A 3568-nucleotide genomic window follows, 5' to 3' on the forward strand; every position below is an offset into this window, starting at 1 on the left:
TCATTTCGCGCGCGGTTGACCTTGGTGCCGACGAAGGCCATGCCAACCGCCAACAGCGCGGTGATGACGAGCATACCGCGGAGAGTGAGCCCGAAGGTCGGTCCGGTGGGGCGCAGCTTCATAGCCGCATCATAACATGGCTGCGCGGCCGGCTACGAAGCGACAAATCCGCAGATGACGCAGATTCCGCCGAGCAGGATTGGCGCTTAGACCGTCGGCGTGTCGCTCAGAGGGACGCAGAGACGACGTGCCCCATCTGTCGTGCGAGAACGACATTTGTTTTGCGGCATTCTTACTGCTGCACGATGAGCCCGGGGACGGCGCGCTGCAGATCGTAGATCGCGGCCGGAGAGAGCTTGACGGGCACGTCCGCGCCAGTCGTCAAGCGCAGCGTCTTCAGGTTGGTGAGCGACTCGAGATATTTGAGGCCTTGATAGGTAAACTCGGCTTTGGCGGGTTCGAGTTGCACGTCGACTAGCGCGGTCAGCCGGCTCAAATGCTGCAGGCCGGCGTCGCCGAACCGTGATCCGTTCAAAGAGAGCTGCGTCAGGTTCGTCAGCTGCTCGAGATGCGCGAGCCCCTTGTCGGTGAGCATCAGGCCGGATGCTCCGCCGATATCCAACTGCGCCAATTGCCGCACGTTGGCCAGGTACGTCAGACTGTCGTCGGTAAGCGGACAGCTGAGACGCAACGACAGCAGGCGTGGGCAGTCGCGGAGCTTTGCCAGCCCCGGCCCAGTGACCATGGCATTTTGGATGTTGAGCGATCGCAGGCCGGTCAGGCCGTCGAGCATTTCCGGCAACCCTGCGTCGGTGAGACCGGTGCGCGACAGTACGAGCACTTCTATTTGCGCAAGGCCGCTCAGCGCGCGCAATCGATCGTCTGTGAATTGTGATGTTCCGAGGGCCAGATGCCTGAGCGATTTGAGATGCTTGAGTTGCGCCAAGCCCGCATCCGTGAGCCGTAGAGCAAAGCCGGCCCGGCCTCCATGGGCATCGATCGAGAGTCGTTCGACGGCCGGCAGCCGGCCGAGGGCGGCGATCCCTTCATCCGTCAGCGCCGATCCCGATACGGCAATCGCGGTCAGATGGGGCAATCCTTCGAGCGCAGCCAGGCTGGTGCCATCGAGATTGCAACTGGTTAGCGATAAGTGCGCGAGATCCGACAGACCGGCCAAACGCTGCACATCGGCATCCGTCACTTCCCAGCCGCCCAATGAGACCTGCACAATCCGCGCTTCCAAGTCGAGGTCCAGCCACCGTTCGAACCAGGTGCGGTCCGTCGTCGAAGCGGCCATGCCGTAGGATTGGCGCTGAAAGGACCCGCCCGACCGCGTAATCTCGTTGGCGATCGCCTGCTCATTTCGCGCGCGGTTGACTTTGGTGCCGACAAAGGCCATGCCGACCGCCAAGAGCGCGGTGATGACCAGCATGCCGCGGAGAGTGAGCCCAAACGTCGGTCCGGTGGGACGCAGCTTCATAGCCGCATCATAACACGCCTGCGCGGCCGGTTACGAAGCGACGAATCCGCAGAAAACGCAGATTTCGCAGAGAAGAATTTGCGCGCACGCCCGCGGCGTGTCGCGCCATTGGCAGGACGCTGTTCGTTAGGCCACCGTCACGCCCTTGTCCAGATACACGTCCTGGATCTTGTTCAACAGCTCGACCCCTTCCTTCATGGGGCGTTGAAAGGCTTTGCGGCCGCTGATCAGGCCCAGTCCGCCGGCCCGCTTGTTGATCACGGCCGTGCGCACCGCGTCGGCCAGGTCGTGCTTGCCCGAGGCCCCGCCCGAGTTGATCAGCCCGGCGCGCCCCATGTAGCAGTTGGCCACCTGATAGCGCGTCAGATCGATAGGGTTATCGGTCGAGAGCTTGGTGTACATCCGCTCGTCGTACTTGCCGTAGGTTTTGCCGTCGGCGTTGAGCGCCTTGTAGCCGCCATTGTTCTCGGGCAGCTTCTGCTTGATGATGTCGGCCTGAATCGTCACGCCCAGGTGGTTGGCCTGGCCAGTGAGATCGGCCGAGACGTGATAGTCTTTGTCCTTCTTGAAGGCCGAGTTGCGCAAGTAGCACCACAGAACAGTGGCCATGCCCAGTTCGTGCGCACGGGTGAAGGCCTTGGCGACTTCGACGATCTCGCGGCCGGCATCTTCCGAGCCGAAGTAGACCGTGGCGCCGACGGCCGCGGCCCCCATCTCGTACGCCCGATCCACCTCGCCGAACATGATCTGCTCGAAGCGGTTGGGATAGGTCAGCAGCTCGTTGTGATTGATTTTCACGATGAAGGGGATGCGGTGGGCGTACTTGCGGGCCACGATCCCCAGCACGCCGAAGGTCGACGCCACGGCGTTGCAGCCGCCATCGATCGCCAGCTTGACGATGTTCTCGGGATCGAAGTATTCCGGGTTGGGGGCGAACGAGGCGCCGGCCGAATGCTCGATACCCTGATCCACCGGCAAGATCGACATGTAGCCGGTGCCGGCCAAACGGCCATGCTGGAACATCCAGGCCAGGTTGCCGATCGTGCGCTGGTTGCGATCGCTGGGGACAAAGATGCGGTCGACAAAATCAGGCCCCGGCAGGTGCAACTGCTCCTTGGGGATCGTCTGGCAACGATGCTCCAGCAGGGTCGCGGCGTCCGGGCCCAACAGCTTTGCAATCCACTCGCTCATAAATCACCTCCGGCTTGGCATGGCCGAGAAAAAATGTCCATCAGTTGGCCCCGGCAACGTAGTGGCGGGACGCCGCAGTATAAACGATTGTGCGATCTGCGCCAGGCGGACGATTCGTTGTTGAACCTTGCCGTCGCTAGCAAACTAATGGAGACGGAATACCGCAACGCATGGGTGCCATGCCCACGACGGTCTGCCGACGCGGGCATGCATTCGTACAGTAAAACATGCACTCGACCGGCATGCTTATGCGAGCGTAAGCATGCCACCCGGCACCCGGATTTTGTACCCAACGATGTGCGCTCGGCAAATTTGCTTTCGCGAGTGTCAGCAGGGCACCGGGCGGAGTATCGTTTAGGGCTGACGTCGCGATCTGCATCGCGGTGCGTCGTTGCGACGCCGCCGGATCATCTAATGAATTCCTAACAAAGCGCCGCACCCCGTCGGGCGATTGGTGCCGTGCAGGATTTCGGGTGCCGTGCCCGCCGAGGTACGCCGGTGTGGGGATGCTTTCGTACAGGACGATGTGCGCTCGGCCGGCATGGTTACGCGAGCGTCGGCAAAATCTCCCGCCCCCCACAATTCTTGGGGAATCTCATTACGACATGACTGGAGTTTTTGGAATCATTACTTACAGTTAACGGGCTACATTTCTCTCTCCCTGCGAGGGTTCTCTAGATGTCCACCGCAAGCTTCACGCCCTCTGAAAAGCGGCCCTTTTCTGCCAAGCGCGTTCTAATTGTCCTGGTGCCGTTAGCAACCCTGCTCATTCTTTTCGCCTTGTACACGCGCGAAGCGATACAAGCCGACGCGCAGCAGCAAGGCGAACGCAAGTTGCTCGACGTCTTGGGTCTTGGCAAGCCGACGAAGCACCGTCTTGATGGTCGCTTTACCGAT

3 protein-coding genes are annotated in these 3568 nt (G+C 61.3%); 1 reads left to right on the forward strand and 2 read right to left on the reverse strand.

The window, feature by feature from the left end:
- Positions 1–292: 292 nt before the first annotated feature.
- Complete coding sequence (locus VGG64_03905) at positions 293–1480, reverse strand: hypothetical protein (GenBank protein ID HEY1598718.1); 1188 nt, start codon at positions 1478–1480, stop codon at positions 293–295.
- Positions 1481–1606: 126 nt separating this feature from the next.
- Positions 1607–2671, reverse strand: coding sequence for a class I fructose-bisphosphate aldolase (locus VGG64_03910; GenBank protein HEY1598719.1), 1065 nt, complete (start codon positions 2669–2671; stop codon positions 1607–1609).
- A gap of 678 nt (positions 2672–3349) precedes the next feature.
- Between VGG64_03910 and VGG64_03915 the strand changes: the two genes are divergently transcribed.
- The coding region (locus VGG64_03915) for a hypothetical protein (GenBank protein HEY1598720.1) at positions 3350–3568 on the forward strand (219 nt) is incomplete at its 3' end.

The organism is Pirellulales bacterium (assembly GCA_036490175.1).
Classification (GTDB): Bacteria; Planctomycetota; Planctomycetia; order Pirellulales; family JACPPG01; genus JACPPG01.

Coding starts and splice junctions, on each gene's coding strand:
- VGG64_03905 (HEY1598718.1), bottom strand. CDS start 1,480: ATGAAGCTGCGTCCCACCGGACCGACGTTTGGGCTCACTCTCCGCGGC.
- VGG64_03910 (HEY1598719.1), bottom strand. CDS start 2,671: ATGAGCGAGTGGATTGCAAAGCTGTTGGGCCCGGACGCCGCGACCCTG.